15 protein-coding genes are annotated in these 15,010 nt (G+C 72.5%); 9 read left to right on the top strand and 6 right to left on the bottom strand.

All coding sequences use genetic code 11. The annotated features are described in order from the left end of the window. Window positions 1-146 precede the first annotated feature (146 nt). The 8 genes from clpS (at window position 147) to rdgB (ending at window position 5,401) form a co-directional block, all read left to right on the top strand. Window positions 147-437, top strand: coding sequence for an ATP-dependent Clp protease adapter ClpS (gene clpS, locus GA0070561_RS01125; RefSeq protein WP_088946433.1), 291 nt, complete (start codon window positions 147-149; stop codon window positions 435-437). After that, entirely contained in the window at window positions 434-934 is a 501-nt protein-coding gene (locus GA0070561_RS01120; RefSeq protein ID WP_091393575.1) for a DUF2017 domain-containing protein, read from the top strand. Before clpS ends, GA0070561_RS01120 begins: the two co-directional genes overlap by 4 nt. 52 nt (window positions 935-986) lie before the next feature. Next, window positions 987-1,475: a M67 family metallopeptidase gene (locus GA0070561_RS01115; RefSeq protein ID WP_030487200.1), complete on the top strand. Its 489-nt coding sequence runs from the start codon at window positions 987-989 to the stop codon at window positions 1,473-1,475. Window positions 1,476-1,540: 65 nt separating this feature from the next. Then, window positions 1,541-1,942: a MoaD/ThiS family protein gene (locus GA0070561_RS01110; RefSeq protein ID WP_091393572.1), complete on the top strand. Its 402-nt coding sequence runs from the start codon at window positions 1,541-1,543 to the stop codon at window positions 1,940-1,942. An 11-nt stretch (window positions 1,943-1,953) separates the two neighbouring features. Then, window positions 1,954-2,919: a PLP-dependent cysteine synthase family protein gene (locus tag GA0070561_RS01105; protein WP_091393569.1), complete on the top strand. Its 966-nt coding sequence runs from the start codon at window positions 1,954-1,956 to the stop codon at window positions 2,917-2,919. A gap of 223 nt (window positions 2,920-3,142) precedes the next feature. Continuing rightward, window positions 3,143-3,886: an MBL fold metallo-hydrolase gene (locus GA0070561_RS01100; RefSeq protein ID WP_091393566.1), complete on the top strand. Its 744-nt coding sequence runs from the start codon at window positions 3,143-3,145 to the stop codon at window positions 3,884-3,886. A gap of 122 nt (window positions 3,887-4,008) precedes the next feature. After that, window positions 4,009-4,734, top strand: coding sequence for a ribonuclease PH (gene rph, locus GA0070561_RS01095; protein WP_091393564.1), 726 nt, complete (start codon window positions 4,009-4,011; stop codon window positions 4,732-4,734). Between the two features lie 49 nt (window positions 4,735-4,783). Then, on the top strand, window positions 4,784-5,401 hold the full coding sequence (gene rdgB / locus GA0070561_RS01090; RefSeq protein ID WP_091393561.1) for an RdgB/HAM1 family non-canonical purine NTP pyrophosphatase: 618 nt from the start codon (window positions 4,784-4,786) through the stop codon (window positions 5,399-5,401). Between the two features lie 62 nt (window positions 5,402-5,463). On the opposite strand, the gene hutH is transcribed toward rdgB, so the two are convergent. The 6 genes from hutH to GA0070561_RS01060 are packed head-to-tail and all read right to left on the bottom strand — an operon-like array spanning window position 5,464 to window position 13,267. Continuing rightward, window positions 5,464-7,002, bottom strand: coding sequence for a histidine ammonia-lyase (gene hutH, locus GA0070561_RS01085; protein ID WP_091393558.1), 1,539 nt, complete (start codon window positions 7,000-7,002; stop codon window positions 5,464-5,466). Next, entirely contained in the window at window positions 6,999-8,186 is a 1,188-nt protein-coding gene (hutI, locus tag GA0070561_RS01080; RefSeq protein WP_091393556.1) for an imidazolonepropionase, read from the bottom strand. The genes hutH and hutI overlap by 4 nt, the downstream gene beginning before the upstream one ends. Beyond that, window positions 8,183-9,550 carry a formimidoylglutamate deiminase gene (locus GA0070561_RS01075; RefSeq protein WP_091393553.1) on the bottom strand — a complete coding sequence of 456 codons (1,368 nt, stop codon included), beginning with the start codon at window positions 9,548-9,550 and terminating at the stop codon, window positions 8,183-8,185. The genes hutI and GA0070561_RS01075 overlap by 4 nt, the downstream gene beginning before the upstream one ends. Beyond that, window positions 9,541-10,743, bottom strand: coding sequence for an allantoate amidohydrolase (locus tag GA0070561_RS01070; RefSeq protein ID WP_091393550.1), 1,203 nt, complete (start codon window positions 10,741-10,743; stop codon window positions 9,541-9,543). Before GA0070561_RS01070 ends, GA0070561_RS01075 begins: the two co-directional genes overlap by 10 nt. Further along, window positions 10,740-12,398 carry a urocanate hydratase gene (hutU, locus tag GA0070561_RS01065; protein ID WP_091393547.1) on the bottom strand — a complete coding sequence of 553 codons (1,659 nt, stop codon included), beginning with the start codon at window positions 12,396-12,398 and terminating at the stop codon, window positions 10,740-10,742. Before hutU ends, GA0070561_RS01070 begins: the two co-directional genes overlap by 4 nt. Before the next feature lie 17 nt (window positions 12,399-12,415). After that, window positions 12,416-13,267 (bottom strand): MurR/RpiR family transcriptional regulator, encoded by an 852-nt coding sequence (locus GA0070561_RS01060; protein ID WP_091393544.1) that lies wholly within the window; start codon window positions 13,265-13,267, stop codon window positions 12,416-12,418. A 132-nt stretch (window positions 13,268-13,399) separates the two neighbouring features. Between GA0070561_RS01060 and GA0070561_RS01055 the strand changes: the two genes are divergently transcribed. Next, window positions 13,400-15,004: a DUF6541 family protein gene (locus GA0070561_RS01055; RefSeq protein ID WP_141710293.1), complete on the top strand. Its 1,605-nt coding sequence runs from the start codon at window positions 13,400-13,402 to the stop codon at window positions 15,002-15,004. Window positions 15,005-15,010: the final 6 nt, after the last annotated feature.

The raw sequence follows: 15,010 nt of genomic DNA, 5'->3' as shown, positions 1-15,010 counted from the left end.
GCGCGCCCACCGGTTGGTCCGGGTCCGGGCCGGACCCCACCTCCGATGGCGTCCGGGGCGGGTCGGGAGGGCCCGGGGTGGGTGATCCGCGCCGGGCCGGCGTTCCGGTTCCTCGGTTCCGGGAAACCGGTGGCACGATGGGGGGCATGGCGGCTCCGCAGGTTGCACCGGTCGAGACGCCGGACACTGACGAGGTGCCGGCGTCCGACCGGCAGTGGGTGACGATCGTGTGGGACGACCCGGTCAATCTGATGACGTACGTGACCTGGGTCTTCCAGAAGCTTTTCGGCTACAGCCGGGAGAGGGCCGAACAGCTGATGCTGGACGTGCACCACAAGGGCCGCGCCGTGGTTTCCACCGGTGCCCGCGAACGGATGGAGCACGACGCGTCGCAGCTGCACGCGTACGGGCTGTGGGCGACGGTGGACAGATCATGAGCATGTTCCATCGCCAGGCCGGTCACTACGTCGCAGTCTTCGCCGTCGACGAGGTGCGGGTGCTGCGCAAGGTCGCCTCCGAGGTGGTGGGTCTGCTCACCGATGGCTTCGACCACACCGACCCGGTGGTCGGTCGGCTCTTTCCGGCGGTCTACCCACAGGACGCTCCGGGCACCGCCGAGTTCCGCCGCTACACCGAGGGCGACCTGAAGACCGCGAAGATCGATCAGGCGGGGGCGATCCTGGCCGCGTTGCCGGACGACGCCGGTGGCGAGGTGCGGCTGGACGCCGAGGCCGCCGAGGCGTGGTTGCGGGCACTGAACGACGCCCGGCTCGCGATGGGCGTCCGCCTGGAGATCAAGGACGGCACGGATCTGGGCGAGGAGTTGGACGACGCGGTCGCTGAGGACCCGGGTTCCAGCCGGGTGTTCCAGCTTTCGGTCTACGCCTATCTCGGATATCTACAGGAGTCGCTGCTCAACGCCTTGATCGACTAGGGGTGACCGGCACCACTTCGGCCCGTGCCCGGCAGGCGTTAGGCTGGTGCACGTGCTGAGCATCGACCGGTCGATCATTGACGCGATCGTCGCCCACGCGCGCCGGGATCACCCTGACGAGGCGTGCGGCGTGGTCGCCGGTCCCGTCGGCAGCGACACCCCGACCCGGCACATCCCGATGGACAATGCCGCGCGGTCGATGACCTTCTACGAGTTCGACTCGATGGAGCACCTGCGCGTGTGGCGGGAGATGGACGACCGGGACGAAGAGCCCGTCGTCATCTACCACTCGCACACCGCCACCGAGGCGTACCCGTCGCGGACGGATGTCTCCTTCGCCGGTGAGCCGGGGGCGCACTACCTGCTCGTGTCGACCCGTGAGCCCGACTCGGAGGAGATCCGGTCCTTCCGGATCGTCGATGGCGTGGTCACCGAGGAGCCGGTCCGTGTCGTGGAGGCCGGTGTCGACCCGCACGCCGTCCAGTCCTACATGTTCGGGCAGAGCCCGGCGACGGTCGATTACGAGTGTTCCGGCCGCTGACCTGTCAGCGCCGCAGCCGTCTCGTCCCGTCACCGTAGGCACACCCGATCGAGGAGTTCCACATCATGGCTATTGAGGTTCGCATCCCCACCATCCTGCGCAGCTACACCGGCGGCGCCAAGGTCGTCGACGGCACCGGCGACACGCTCGCCGACCTGCTCACCGACCTGGATTCGCGGCACGGTGGTCTGCGCGGCCGGCTGATCACCGACGCGGGCACGCTGCACCGCTTCGTCAACGTCTACGTGAACGACGAGGACGTCCGATTCCTGGGCGCGCTCGACGCGAAGCTCTCCGACGGCGACAGCGTCACCATCCTGCCGGCGGTGGCGGGCGGCGCGTTCGGCTTCGCCGCCGCAGCGGCGATCAGCTCGCACAGCGCGGCGGCAGCGGCGATCAGCTCGCACAGCATCAGCTCGCAGAGTGCCGCCGCCGCAGTGGCCCGCGGCGCCGTCGCGGCTCGCTGAGGTCGGCCGCCATGGCGCGGTACGACAGCCTGCTCGACGCCTGCGGGGGTACGCCGCTGGTCGGCCTGCCCCGACTCTCCCCGACGGTGCCCGACGGTGCCCCTCCGGTGCGGCTCTGGGCCAAGCTGGAGGACCGCAACCCCACCGGCAGCATCAAGGACCGCGCGGCGCTGTTCATGGTCCGGGCGGCGGAGGAGGCTGGCCGGCTCCGCGCGGGTGACACCATCCTCGAACCGACGAGTGGCAACACCGGCATCTCGTTGGCGATGGTGGCGAAGCTGCGCGGCTACCGGCTGGTCTGCGTGATGCCGGAGAACGTCTCCACCGAGCGGGTGCAGCTGCTCCGGATGTACGGGGCCGAGATCATCTTCTCGCCGGCGGCGGGTGGTTCCAACCAGGCGGTCGCCACGGCGAAGCAGATCGCCGTCGAGCACCCCGACTGGGTGATGCTCTACCAGTACGGCAACGAGGCGAACGCGCGGGCGCACTACGAGACGACCGGGCCGGAGCTGCTGCACGACCTGCCCAGCATCACGCACTTCGTGGCCGGGCTGGGCACCACCGGCACCCTGATGGGCACCGGGCGTTACCTGCGGGAAAAGGTCGAGGGCATTCAGATCGTGGCCGCCGAGCCGCGCTACGGCGAGTTGGTCTACGGCCTGCGCAACATCGACGAGGGGTACGTTCCGGAGCTCTACGACGCCTCGGTGCTCTCCCGGCGGTTCTCGGTCGGCACCCGGGACGCGGTGTTGCGTACCCGCCAGCTCGTGGACGTGGAAGGCATCTTCGCCGGGTTCTCCACCGGTGCGATCCTGCACGCCGCGCTGGCGGTGGCGCACGAGGCGGTGCGCGACGGCCGGCGGGCCGATGTGGCCTTCGTGGTCTGCGACGGCGGGTGGAAGTACCTGTCCACCGGCGCGTACGGCGGCACCCTCGCCGATGCCGAGGACGCCCTGGACGGGCAGCTCTGGGCCTGACCGGTCTGGTCTGCCGACTACGGGCCGTCGACATTCGTCGACGGCCCGTGCGCTTCCCGACGTACCGCGAGTGGGTGTCACGTTCGTGACAACTTCCGTTGGGTGATTCTTGCTGCCGGGTGCGCCAGCGTAGGCTGCGCAGCGTGGCGTACGCGTCGGTAGAGATCATGGCCGGGACCATCGCCGGCGCGGTTGCTACTGATAGTGACAGCGAGACCACTCGATGCGACTGACCGTTCTGGGAAGCGCCGGCAGCTTCCCTGGCCCCGAGTCGCCCTGCTCGGCGTACCTCGTCGAGGCCGACGGCTTCCGGCTCCTGGTCGACTTCGGCTCGGGGTCGCTGTCCAGCCTCCAGCGGTACGCGGGGTTGCACGCCCCGGACGCCATCCTGCTGACCCACCTGCACTGTGACCACATGTTCGACGCCGTGCTGTACGTGGTGGTGCGCCGGTACGCCCCGGACGGCCCCTACCCGGCCCTGCCGGTGTACGCGCCCGCCGGCGCACCGGACCGGCTCAGCGCCGCCTACGGCGACGACGGTTCGGTGGAGGACGTGTACCAGTTCTACGCACTCCAGCCGGGCACCTTCCCGATCGGCCCGTTCTCCGTCACCGTCGACCGGGTCAACCACCCCGTCGAGACGTACGGTGTGCGGCTGGAGCACGACGGCCGTTCGCTGTGCTACTCGTCGGACACCGCGCCCTGTGAGGCGCTGCTGCGGCTGGCCCAGAACGCCGACGTGTTCCTCTGCGAGGCCAGTTACCTCGACGGCATGGACAATCCGCCGGATCTGCACCTGACCGGTCGGGAGGCCGGCGAGGCGGCGACCAAGGCCGCTGTGGGTCGGCTGCTGCTCACCCACCTGGTGCCCGCGTGGGGCAGCGAGGCGCACACGTTGGAGTCGGCCGCTTCCGCGTACACCGGGCCGCTCGAGGTGGTCCGGCCCGGCGCCAGCTACGACGTCTGACGCAGCACGCCCGGTTCGCGGGGCCCCGGCCGGCGGTCGCCGGGTTCCTCGGTGTGCACGTCGCGGACGTTCCCTGGGGCACCGCGAGCGAGGTGGATCGCCGCACCGCATAGGGTGCAGGGATGGCGCGACCTGACGGGCGAGGGCCCTCTCAACTTCGACCGGTGACCCTGACCCGAGGCTGGAGCACCCATCCGGAGGGCTCGGTGCTCGTCGAGTTCGGCGGCACCCGGGTGCTCTGCACGGCGAGCGTCACCGAGGGGGTGCCCCGCTGGCGCAAGGGCTCCGGGCTCGGCTGGGTGACCGCCGAGTACGCGATGCTGCCCCGGGCCACCAACACCCGCTCCGACCGGGAAAGCGTCAAGGGTCGGGTCGGTGGTCGTACCCACGAGATCTCCCGGTTGATCGGCCGCAGTCTGCGGGCCAGCATCGACCTCAAGGCGCTCGGCGAGAACTCGATAGTGCTCGACTGCGACGTGCTCCAGGCCGACGGCGGCACCCGCACCGCCGCGATCACCGGCGCGTACGTCGCCCTGCACGACGCGGTGGGCTGGCTTGCCGCCCGCAAGTCGTTGGCCGGCAAGCCGGAGAAGGTGATGCACCGCTCGGTGGCCGCGGTCAGCGTGGGGGTCATCGCCGGGGAGGCCCGGCTCGACCTCTGCTACGAGGAGGACGTCGCCGCCGAGGTGGACATGAACGTGGTGTGCACCGGGGCTGGCGACTTCGTCGAGGTGCAGGGCACCGGTGAGGCGGGCGTGTTCGCCCGCGACCAGCTCGACGCCCTGCTCGACCTGGCCGTCGCCGGCTGCGCCGAGTTGGCCGAAGCCCAGCGGAAGGCCCTCGCGTGAGCGCGAGGAAGCTTGCGAGCCCCGCAGTCGCGAACAAAGGTGTCTCAGCATGAACAAGGTCCTGCTCGCCACCCGTAACCGCAAGAAGCTGGTCGAGCTGCAGCGGATCCTGGACGGCGCGCTCGGCGCGCACCGGATCGCCCTGCTCGGGCTGGACGACGTCGAGCAGTACGCGGAGCTGCCGGAGACCGGCCTGACCTTCGGCGAGAACGCGCTGATCAAGGCGCGGGAGGGCTGCCGGCAGAGTGGACTGCCGACCATCGCCGACGACTCCGGGCTCGCTGTCGACGCGCTCAACGGCATGCCGGGGGTGTTCAGCGCCCGCTGGTCCGGCCAGCACGGCGACGACCGGGCCAACCTTCAGCTGGTGCTGGACCAGATCGCCGACGTCCCGGACGAGCAGCGGGCCGCCTCGTTCGTCTGCACCGTCGCGTTGGTGCTGCCCGGCGGGAAGGAGCACCTCGTCGACGGCCGGCAGTCCGGGCGGGTGCTGCGTGCGCCGCGCGGCGACGGCGGGTTCGGCTACGACCCGATCTTCCTGGGCGACGGACAGGACCGGACCAACGCCGAGCTGACCCCGGCGGAGAAGGACGCCATCAGTCACCGGGGCAAGGCGCTGCGCGAGCTGGCCAAACTAATCGCCAAGGTGCTGCCGCCCGCCGCCTGACGGGCACGAGGTGCTGCCGCCCGCCGCCTGACCCGCGGCGGACGACAGCGACCCGCCGGAGATCAGCCCAGCGGGCCGACCTCCCGTTCGATGGCGGCGCGCAACTCCGGCCCGGCGACGACGGCGCGGGCCGCCTCCATGACCGGGGCGAGGAACACGTCCGGTCCGGGCTCGCCGGCTGCCGCACCGAGGGCGGCGACGGCCGCCCGGCCGGCCGGTGACGGCTGCAGCGGGGCGCGCAGCTGGAGGCCGCGTACGCCGGCCAGCAGCTCCACAGCGAGCAGGCTGGTCAGGTTGTCCAGCACGGTGCGCAGCTTCTTGGCCGCCGCCCAGCCCATCGAGACGTGGTCCTCCTGCATCCCGCTGGTGGGCAGCGAGTCCACCGAGGCGGGGGCGGCCAGTCGACGGTTCTCGGCGACGATCCCGGCCGCCGTGTACTGGGCGATCATCAGCCCGGAGTTGACCCCGGCGTCGGGGGAGAGGAACGCCGGCAGCTCCCGGGAGCGGGTCACGTCGAGCAGCCGGTCGACCCGCCGCTCGGCGATCGCGCCCACCTCGGCGGCGGCGATGGCGAGGAAGTCCGCGGCGAAGCCGAGCGGGGCGCCGTGGAAGTTACCGGTCGACTCGACCCGGCCGTCCGGCAACACCACCGGGTTGTCCACCACTGACACCAGTTCCCGGCCGGCGACAGTGCGGACGAAGTCCAGGGTGTCGCGGGCCGCGCCGGCCACCTGCGGCGCGCAGCGCATCGAGTACGCGTCCTGCACGGCGTGCGCCAGGTCGTCGCGGTGCGAGTCCATCACCCGGGAGTCCTGCAACAGGCGGTGGATGTTCGCCGCCGACGCCGCCTGACCGGGGTGCGGCCGGATCGCGTGCAGCTCGGGCAGGAACGGCCGCTCCGAGCCGAGCATCGCCTCGATGGCCAGCGCCGCCGTCACGTCGGCCATGGCGAACAGGTGCGCGGCGTCGTGGATGGCCAGCAGCAGCATGCCGAGCATGCCGTCGGTGCCGTTGATCAGCGCCAGCCCCTCCTTGGCGGCCAGCTCGATCGGCTTGAGCCCGGCGGCGGTCAACGCGTCGGCCGCGTCCTGCCGCTCACCGGCCGGGCCGAGCACCCAACCCTCGCCGAGCAGCACCAGCGCGCAGTGCGCCAGCGGCGCCAGGTCACCGGAGGCGCCCAGCGAGCCGTGCTCCGGCACCCAGGGGGTGATGTCGTGGTTGAGCAGGTCGACCAGGGCCTCCGCGACCAGCGGCCGGACCCCGGATCGGCCCAGGGCGAGGGACCGGACCCGCAGCAGCATCATGGCCCGGACCACCTCGCGCGGCATCGGGGCGCCCACCCCGGCGGCGTGCGAGCGGATCAGCGCGTGTTGCAGCTCGGCCCGCCGCTCCGGGGCGATGAAGGTGTTGGCCAACGCGCCGAACCCGGTGGAGACCCCGTAGACGGGACGGCCCGACGACTCGATGCCGTCCACGATGGCCCGGCTGGTCGCCATCGCGTCGATGGTGGCCGGGGCGAGGACGACCGTGGCGGTGCCGCGGGCCACCGCGAGCACGTCCTCGGCGGAGACTCCGGTGGGCTGGATGGTCACGTGCGTCATTGCGGCACTCCGTTGCGTATTACCTGGCGGATCAGGGGGACACCGGGCCGGTAGGCCAGGTGCAGGTACGACGGCGCGTCGAGGACGACGAGGTCGGCCCGCGCGCCGGGGGTGAGGACACCGATGTCGTCGCGGCGCAGCGCCCGCGCGCCACCGGCGGTGGCGGCCCAGACCGCCTCCGCCGGGGTCATCCGCATCTCGCGGACCGCGAGGGCCACGCAGAACGGCATCGACGAGGTGTACGACGAGCCGGGGTTGCAGTCGGTCGCCAGCGCCACTGTGACACCGGCGTCGAGCAGCCGGCGGGCATCCGGGTAGGGCGAGCGGGTGGAGAACTCCGCGCCGGGCAGCAGGGTCGCCACCGTGCGGGTGCCCGACCCGTCGCTGTGGGCCGTGTCGGCGAGCGCGGCCACGTCGGCGTCGCTCAGGTGGGTGCAGTGGTCGACACTGGCCGCGTCCAGCTCCACGCCCAGCTGCACCCCGGGGCCGGGGCCGAGCTGGTTGGCGTGCAGCCGTACGCCCAGCCCGGCGGCCCGACCGCAGGCCAGGATGGCGCGGGCGTGGTCCACGTCGAAGGCGCCCCGCTCGCAGAACACGTCGATCCACTTCGCGTACGGAGCGGCGGCGGCCAGCATCGGCCCGCAGACCAACCCCACGTAGTCGTCGGGGCGGTCGGCGTACTCGGCGGGCACCACGTGCGCGCCCAGGAAGGTGGTCTCGGTGCTGGTCTCGGCGGCGATCCGCAGCGAGCGGGCCTCGTCGGCGACGGTCAGGCCGTACCCACTCTTGATCTCCATGGTCGTGGTGCCCTGGCGCAGCGCCTCCCCGCGCAGCCGGCGCACCGTGGCACGCAGCTCCTCGTCGGTGGCGGCCCGGGTGGCACCGACAGTGGTCCGGATGCCGCCGCCGGTGTAGGGCTGACCGGCCATCCGGGCGGCGAACTCGGCGGCCCGATCCCCGGCGAAGACCAGGTGGGCGTGGCTGTCCACGAAACCGGGCAGCACGGCGGCCCCACCGGCGTCGACGTGATGGTCGGCGGCCGGCGCGTACGCGGACGGCCCGACCCAGACCACCCGGCCCTCCTCGACCAGCACGGCGGCGTTGCGGCGGATGCCGAGCGGGCCCTCGCCGGCACCGTTGGTGACCAGCTCCCCGATGTTGTCGACCAGCAGGCTGCCGCTCATGCGGGGGTCACCGCCTCGATCGCGGACGACAGTTCGGCCGGCACGTCCACGGTCAGGTGTCGGCCCTCGGCCACTACCACCCGACCGTCCACCACGACCTGCTCGACGTCCGCCGCGCCGGCGGCGAAGAACGCGCCCACCGGCGGCACCCCGGCGGTGCGGGCGCTGTCCAGGCGTACCGTCACCAGGTCGGCGCGGGCGCCCACCGCGATCCTCCCGGCGTCGGCCCAGCCCAGCGCGGCGTGCCCGGCGACGCTGGCCGCGTTCAGCAGGTCGAGCGGCGCGAAGTGTCCACGCCGGCGGGTACGCAGCCGCTCGTCCAGCTCGACCGCCCGGGCCTCCTCGAACAGGTCGATCACGGCGTGGCTGTCGCTGCCGAGGCTCAACCGGATGCCCGCGTCGGCCATCCGCCGGGCCGGGCCGATGCCGTCGGCGAGGTCCCGTTCGGTGGTCGGGCAGAGGCACACCCCGGTCCGGCTGTCGGCGAGCAGGGACAGGTCCGCGCTGGTGGGGTGGGTGGCGTGCACGGCGGTGGTGTGCGGCCCGAGCACGCCGTGCTCGGCGAGCAGCGCGGTGGGCGTACGCCCGTGCACGGCCCGGCACTCGTCGTTCTCGGCGGGCTGCTCGGAGAGGTGCACGTGCAGTGGTGCCTGCCGCTCCCGGGCCCAGTCGGCGACAGTGCGCAACTGATCCGCCGGAACGGCCCGCACCGAGTGCACTGCCGCGCCGACCCGGGCGTGCGGGTCCGTCGGCTGGAACGCGCCGGCCCGCTCGGCCCAGCGGCCCGCGTCGCCGTCGCCGAAGCGGCGCTGCGGTCCGGCGAGGGGTCGACCGTCCACGCTGGAGGTCAGATAGCAGGTGTCCAGCAGTGTGAGCCGGATCCCGGCGTGCGCGGCGGCCTCCACCAGCGCCTCGCTCATCGCGTTCGGGTCGTCGTAGGCGCCGCCGTCCGGGCGGTGGTGCAGGTAGTGGAACTCGCCCACGCAGGTGATCCCGGTCAGCGCCATCTCGGCGTAGACGGCCCGGGCCAGAGCGAGGTAGGTCTCCGGGTCCAGCCGGTCCGCGACGGCGTACATCTGGTCCCGCCAGGTCCAGAAGTCACCCCGCCCACCGTGGGTGCGCCCGCGCAGCGCCCGGTGGAAGGCGTGCGAGTGCGCGTTCGCGAGGCCGGGCACTGTGAGGCCGGGCAGCGGCACCGCGTCGGCGTGCACCTCGACCCCGGCCGGTGGCCTGCTGCCGGGGGTCAGCGGCGTCACCGCGGTGATCCGGCCGCCCTCGACCTCGATCAGCACGTCGGGTGTGGGTTCGGCATGCTCGGGCAGCCAGGCGTACTCGGCGAGCCAACGGGTCGGTGTCACCGGCATGTCAGCTCCTCCAGCACCCGGGCCAGCGCCCGGACTCCGGCCGCGCAGTCGTCGTCGGTGGCGGCCTCGGCGGGGGAGTGCGAGACGCCGGTCGGGTTGCGCACGAAGAGCATCGCGGTGGGCAGGTACGCGGCGAGCACCCCGGCGTCGTGCCCCGCCCCGGTGGGCAGCACTGGCGCGTCGAGCAGGGTGGCCAGCCGTTTGGCCAGCCCGCCGTCGAAGGCGACCACCGGGGTGGCCGACTCCTCGGTGACGGTCACCGTCGTACCGTCGCGGCGGGCCCGCTCGACGAGCTTGCCGCGGACCGCGTCGACCAGCCCGGTCAGCGTCTCCGGGTCAGCCGCCCGGGCGTCCAGCCAGCCGGTCACCTTCGACGGGATCGCGTTGGTGGCGTTGGGTTCGACGGCGACCCGGCCCACTGTGGCGTGCGCCCCGCGCAGCCGGGCCTCCTTGTTGGCCGCCAGCACCGTGAACGCGTAGGTCAGCATCGGGTCGCGGCGGTCGGCCATCCGGGTGGTGCCCGCGTGGTTGCCCTCGCCGACGACGTCGAAGCGCCACCGCCCGTGCGGCCAGATCGCGCTGGCCACCGCGACCGGCGCGTCCGTGTCGACGAGCGCCCGGCCCTGTTCGACGTGCAACTCCACGAAGGCGCCGAACCGGCCCAGCAACTCCGGGCGGGCGCCCGCCGGCCGGTCACCGAGCGCCTCGGCGAAGCTCACCCCGGCCGCGTCGCGCAGGCCGGCCGCGCGTTCGGCCGACAGCGCCCCGGTGAGCAGCCGCGACCCCAGACACGGTACGCCGAAGCGCGCCCCCTCCTCCTCGACGAAGGCACCCAGCACCAGTGGCCGGCCGGGGGTGACGCCCGCGGCGCGCAGTTCGTCCACGGCGAGGAACGCGCTCACGATGCCGAGCGGGCCGTCGTACGCCCCGCCGTGCGGCACGGAGTCGAAGTGGCTGCCGGTGAGCACCGCGTCGGACGCCTCCGGGTCGCCCCAGTGGGCGAAGAGGTTGCCGTTGCCGTCCTCGGTGACCGGCATGGCACGGCGCTCGGCCTGCGCCCGGAACCAGGCGCGCAGCTCCCGCTCCGGCTCGGTCAACGCGTACCGCAGATAGCCGCCGCTGTCGGCGTCGCGCCCGACCGGCGCGATCTCGTCCCACAGCGCCCGGAACCGGGCGGAAAGGTCGTCGGTCACGCGGGCTCGCCCTCGGTCATCGGGACCCGGACCCCGGTGCGGTCGGCGACCTCGCGGGCGCTCTCGTAGCCGGCGTCGACGTGCCGGATGACGCCCATCGCCGGGTCGTTGGTGAGCACCCGCTCGATCTTCTGACCGGCGAGGGCGGTGCCGTCGGCCACGCACACCTGCCCGGCGTGGATCGACCGGCCGATGCCCACGCCGCCGCCGTGGTGAATGGACACCCAGGAAGCCCCGCTGGCCGTGTTGACCAGGGCGTTGAGCAGCGGCCAGTCGGCGATGGCGTCGGAGCCGTCGGCCATCCCCTCGGTCTCCCGGTACGGGCTCGCGACGCTGCCGGTGTCCAGGTGGTCCCGGCCGATCACCACCGGGGCGGAGAGTTCGCCGGAGGCGACCATGTCGTTGAACCGCACGCCCGCCCTGTCCCGTTCGCCCTGACCGAGCCAGCAGATCCGGGCCGGCAGGCCCTGGAAGGCGACCCGCTCACCGGCCAGCTTGATCCAGCGGGCCAGCGACTCGTTCTCCGGGAACAGGTCGAGGATGGCCCGGTCGGTGGCCGCGATGTCGGCCGGGTCGCCGGAGAGCGCCGCCCACCGGAACGGGCCCCTGCCCTCACAGAACAACGGCCGGATGTACGCGGGCACGAAGCCCGGGAAGTCGAAGGCGCGCTGGTAGCCGCCGAGCTGCGCCTCACCCCGGATCGAGTTGCCGTAGTCGAACACCTCGGCGCCGGCGTCGAGGAAGCCGACCATCGCCTCGACGTGCTTCGCCATCGACACGCGGGCCCGGTCGGTGAACTCGGCCGGCTTCGCGGCGGCGTAGTCCCGGGCCTCGGCCAGCTCCACACCCACCGGCAGGTACGCCAGTGGGTCGTGCGCGCTGGTCTGGTCGGTCACGATGTCGATCTCGACGCCCCGGTTCAGCAGCTCCGGGAAGACCTCGGCGGCGTTGCCGACCACTCCCACGCTCAATGCCCGGCGCTCCCGCTTCGCGGCGCGGACCCGAGCGATCGCGTCGTCCAGGGAGTCGGCGACCTCATCCAGGTAGCGGTCGTGCACCCGACGGTCGAGCCGGGTGCGGTCCACGTCCACGATCAGGCAGACGCCGCCATTCATGGTGACCGCGAGTGGCTGCGCGCCGCCCATTCCGCCGCAGCCGGCGGTCAGCGTCAGCGTGCCGGCGAGGGTGCTGTCGAACCTCTTGGCGGCCACCGCCGCGAACGTCTCGTAGGTGCCCTGGAGGATGCCCTGGGTGCCGATGTAGATCCACGAGCCGGCCGTCATCTGCCCGTACATGGTCAGGCCGAGCTGTTCGAGGCGGCGGAACTCCGGCCAGGTCGCCCAGTCCCCGACCAGGTTCGAGTTGGCCAGCAGCACCCGGGGCGCCCACTCGTGGGTGCGCATCACCCCGACCGGGCGGCCCGACTGCACCAGCATCGTCTCGTCCTCGCGCAGGTCGGTCAGCGTGCGGACCAACGCGTGGTACGACGGCCAGTCCCGCGCCGCCTTGCCGGTGCCGCCGTAGACCACCAGGTCGTCGGGGCGTTCGGCCACCTCGGGGTCGAGGTTGTTCATCAACATCCGCAGGGCGCCCTCCTGCTGCCACCCGCGGGTGGTGAGCTGGCTGCCCCGTGCGGCACGAATGGGTTGGGTCATCTCTGGTTCTCCTCCGGTCAACCGAGGAACAACTGTCGGCGGGCCGCGGAGGCTTCGAACGCCTCCAGTCGGCGCTGGGTGTCGGCCGGCGCGGCGTCGCAGATCGCCTGCAACAGCACCATGGCCAGGGTCATCGGGGCGGTGTGCAGGTCGAAGACGAGCTGCGCGCCGACCGCGGCGGCGAGCACCACGTCGGCGTGCTCGGTGGCCGGGCTGACCGGCGAGTCGGTGATCGCCACCACTGTCAACCCGGCGTGGCGGGCGTCGCGCAGCGCGTCCAGGGTTTCCCGGGGGTAGCGGGGCAGCACGAAGGCCAGAACGGCGGACGCCCCGGCCTCGGCCGCCTGCTCCAGGCGGTCGGTGAGCAGGCTGCCGCCGTCGTCGAGGACCCGTACGTCCGGGTGCACCTTCGCAGCGAAGTAGGCGAAGTACGCGGCCAGCGGCGCGGCGGCGCGCAGGCCGAGCACCGGCAGTGGGCGACTCTCGGCGAGCAACCGCCCGGTCTCGGCGATCCGGTCCCGGTCGGCGAGCTGACCGGCCAGTCGGTCCAGGTTGCCCATCTCCGCACGTACCGCCTGCTGGAGTTCGTTTCCGGCGTCCGTCGATCCGCCTGGAGTCGAGCCGGTGAGGTCCCGCAGCCGGCGGCGCAGCGCCGGGTAGCCGTCGTGGCCGAGCGCGACGGCGAACCGGGTGACCGACGGCTGACTCACGCCGGCCAGTTCGGCGACCTCGGCGGCGGACAGGTACGCCACGCCGGGGGCGTGCTGCACCAGACAGTGCGCGATTCGGCGCTGGGTGGGGGTGAGCCGCACCCCTTGGAACAGGTCGAGCACCCGGTCAGCGGGTGCCGCGACAGCTCCTTCATTCATGAGCTGACTCTATGCATAGAAACTTTCATAGACAACCACCCTCGGGTCACCCCGCCCCCCGTTCCGCCGTCGCGACTCGTAACATGCGGGCGGCCAGCGTGAGCAGGATTCGCGTCGTCGAGAAGGAGCGCCGTGGTCGCAGTCGAGGACGCCCCGCCCATTCGCGCCTCTCGTCCGGCCCCTCCTCGACGCGTCCGGGCGGCGGTCGGGGAGACGGTGCCGGTCGTCGCCCTTGTCGGGGCCTTCTTCGTCGTCAACGACATCCGGTCGTGGCTGACAGCCCAGTACTGGGGCGACGAGGCGTGGGTCGCGCTCTCGGTCCGCTTCCCCCTCGCCGATCTGCCGGTGACGACCTCGTCAAGCCCGATCGGGTGGAGTTTCCTGCTCCGACTGGTCCCGGACATCGACCACCTTCGGGTCGTACCCCTGGGTTTCCAACTGCTGACCGTGATCGCGGCCTACCTGCTGGGCCGCTCGTTGGCGTCCGAGCGGGCCCAGGGCATCCTCATCGGCGTCGTCACCGGGCTCACCGTCCTGCTCCTGCCGGTACAGCAGACCCGTCACGACCTGAAGCAGTACACCGCGGACGCCGCCGTGGCGGTCTGCCTGCTCGCCCTGGCCACCTGGACGGAACGCTCCTGGTCTCGGCGACGACTCGCGGTGGTGGTGGCCGCGGTGGGTCTGGGCATGCTGCTGAGTCACACCACCGCCATCGTCTCGGTCTGCGTACTCGGCGGGCTGCTGCTCTCCGTCGCTGTGCGCCGGGAGTGGGCGAGGACGGTCGAGGCGACCGTCGCCGGCCTGGTAGCCGGCGCGCTCGTCGCCGCCGTCTACTTCGGAGTGTCCGCCCGGGGCAACAGCGATGCCATGCGGGACTACTGGGACGCCTTCCTGCCGAGCGTCTCCGAACTGCCCGCACACCTCGTGCGGCAGACCAAGGCCCTGTCGCCGATGCTCGGCGCACCCGTGCCGATCCTCGCCGTCCTCCTCCTGTTCGGCGTCCTCACGCTGTTCCGACGCGGACACGCCGCCCCGGCAATCGCCGTACTCCTGCTGCCGGTGGCGGCCATCGGGCTGGGCGTCGCGGGGATCTACCCCCTGCTCGACCCGCGCACGTCCCACTTCCTGATCGTGGTGGCGGGCCTGGTGGCCGGGATCGGCATCGTCGGTCTGGCCGACCTGGCCGTCGCCCTGGTCCGCCGCGGGCTGCCCCGGCTACCACCGGGCGTGGTGGCCGCCGCGACCTGCGCCGTCCTGCTCGCCGGCTTCGCCGCCGTCAACCACCGCTGGTACCGCACGGACGGCAACGAACCCGGGGTCTGGCAGGCACACCAGGCCATCACCGACATCGGGTCGTCGACCCGGTACGTCGCGGCCCACAAGGGGCCTCACGACCTCGTCGTGGTCAGTGGGCCCGCCTGGTTCGGGTTCACGCTCTACTCCGACCAGGATCCACTGAAGCTGGTCGCGCCGGTCACCGGCACCGTCGGTTGGACCCTCACCATGCCCACCCGCGACGATGTGATCCTCCCGAAAGCCGCCGATGTGCCGTCCATCAAGGACGCCCTCGACGAGATTCTGGCCGGGGCCGCGAAACGGCCGCCCGGCACCCGGGTCTGGCTGGTCCGCACGTACACCCACCCGAGTGAGCCGGTGTGGCAGGCCGCGCTCGCCGACTATCGCGTGCAACGCGTCACGTCCGGACCGGAGCCAGTGGTCGTGATCAGCAAAAGGTGACGGCGG

This window comes from Micromonospora saelicesensis, assembly GCF_900091575.1.
In the GTDB taxonomy this organism is placed as follows: domain Bacteria; phylum Actinomycetota; class Actinomycetes; order Mycobacteriales; family Micromonosporaceae; genus Micromonospora; species Micromonospora saelicesensis.
The sequence above is the reverse complement of the archived record's forward strand: the minus strand, read 5'-3'. Positions and strand labels throughout refer to the sequence as shown.

Coding starts and splice junctions, on each gene's coding strand:
- GA0070561_RS01110 (WP_091393572.1), top strand. CDS start 1,541: ATGGCTATTGAGGTTCGCATCCCCACCATCCTGCGCAGCTACACCGGC.
- hutU (WP_091393547.1), bottom strand. CDS start 12,398: ATGACCCAACCCATTCGTGCCGCACGGGGCAGCCAGCTCACCACCCGC.
- hutI (WP_091393556.1), bottom strand. CDS start 8,186: ATGAGCGGCAGCCTGCTGGTCGACAACATCGGGGAGCTGGTCACCAAC.
- GA0070561_RS01105 (WP_091393569.1), top strand. CDS start 1,954: ATGGCGCGGTACGACAGCCTGCTCGACGCCTGCGGGGGTACGCCGCTG.
- hutH (WP_091393558.1), bottom strand. CDS start 7,002: ATGACGCACGTGACCATCCAGCCCACCGGAGTCTCCGCCGAGGACGTG.
- rdgB (WP_091393561.1), top strand. CDS start 4,784: ATGAACAAGGTCCTGCTCGCCACCCGTAACCGCAAGAAGCTGGTCGAG.
- clpS (WP_088946433.1), top strand. CDS start 147: ATGGCGGCTCCGCAGGTTGCACCGGTCGAGACGCCGGACACTGACGAG.
- GA0070561_RS01075 (WP_091393553.1), bottom strand. CDS start 9,550: ATGCCGGTGACACCGACCCGTTGGCTCGCCGAGTACGCCTGGCTGCCC.
- GA0070561_RS01100 (WP_091393566.1), top strand. CDS start 3,143: ATGCGACTGACCGTTCTGGGAAGCGCCGGCAGCTTCCCTGGCCCCGAG.
- rph (WP_091393564.1), top strand. CDS start 4,009: ATGGCGCGACCTGACGGGCGAGGGCCCTCTCAACTTCGACCGGTGACC.
- GA0070561_RS01120 (WP_091393575.1), top strand. CDS start 434: ATGAGCATGTTCCATCGCCAGGCCGGTCACTACGTCGCAGTCTTCGCC.
- GA0070561_RS01060 (WP_091393544.1), bottom strand. CDS start 13,267: ATGAATGAAGGAGCTGTCGCGGCACCCGCTGACCGGGTGCTCGACCTG.